This is a genomic window from Nonomuraea sp. NPDC051941 (assembly GCF_044593615.1).
Genome location: NZ_JBIUCF010000154.1, coordinates 1 through 1089 on the forward strand (window position 1 = coordinate 1; position 1089 = coordinate 1089).

1 protein-coding gene is annotated in these 1089 nt (G+C 67.4%); it reads left to right on the forward strand.

Annotation, left to right across the window (positions count from 1 at the left end; genetic code table 11):
• Window positions 1–939 (forward strand): IS701 family transposase (locus ACIHFD_RS67920; RefSeq protein ID WP_397375980.1); only part of this gene is annotated, 939 nt, incomplete at its 5' end.
• Window positions 940–1089: the final 150 nt, after the last annotated feature.

Below are 1089 nucleotides of genomic sequence, written 5' to 3' on the forward strand. Positions count from 1 at the left end.
CGCGATTACGTGATGGACAACCTCGGCCACCGCGACGGCGTGCTGATCGTGGATGAGACCGGGTTCCTGAAGAAGGGGGACAAGTCGGCCGGGGTGCAGCGTCAGTACTCCGGCACCGCGGGCCGGGTGGAGAACTGCCAGCTGGGGGTGTTCCTGGCCTATGCCTCCCCGCTGGGCCGGGCACTGATCGATGCCGAACTGTATCTGCCTAAGTCCTGGACCGATGATCGAGCTCGATGCGCCCAGGCAGGCATCGGCGAAGACGTGCCGTTCGCCACCAAGCCCGTACTGGCCCGGACGTTGCTCACCCGCGCGCTGGAGGCGGGCGTACCGGCCTCGTGGGTCACGGCCGATGAGGCATACGGCCTGGACTTCAAGTTCCGGTGCTTCCTGGAAGAGCACCACCTCAGCTACGTGGTCGCGGTGCCCAAGAACCAATGGATCGGCAAGGCGTGGGGCGGGCAGATCCACGCTGAGGCCGCGACCGCCCAGGCCCCGCCCGAGGCATGGAAACGCCGCTCCTGCGGCAACGGCGCCAAAGGGCCGCGCCTGTATGACTGGGCCCTGGCCACCGTGCACTTCGAGACCGAGCCCGGCTACCAGCGCTGGCTGCTGGTCCGCCGCAGCCTGACCCCCAACGCCAAGGGCGAACTCGAGCTGGCCTACTACCTGTGCCATGCCCCCGTCGGCACCAGCCTGGAGGACCTCATCGCCGTCGCCGGCGCCCGCTGGGCCATCGAGGAATGCTTCCAGAGCGCCAAGAACGAGACCGGCCTGGACCAGTACCAGGTCCGACGCTATGACGCCTGGCACCGGCACATCACCCTGGCGATGCTCGCCCACGCCTACCTTGCCGTCACCGCCGCACACGCCCCAAAAGCCCAAGCGGCCTGGTCCGCCTCACACCAGCAGAAATCCGCCGTCTCCTGGCACGTCTGACCGCCACGATCACCCGCCCGCTCAACCACGCCCTCGACTGGTCCCAACGTCGCCGCGCTCATCAGACCCGCGCACGAGCCAGCCACTACTGGAGACGCTGGCTCAAACATCACGAAATCAGGCTGTAGTACTAGAGCGTGTCCCGTGATC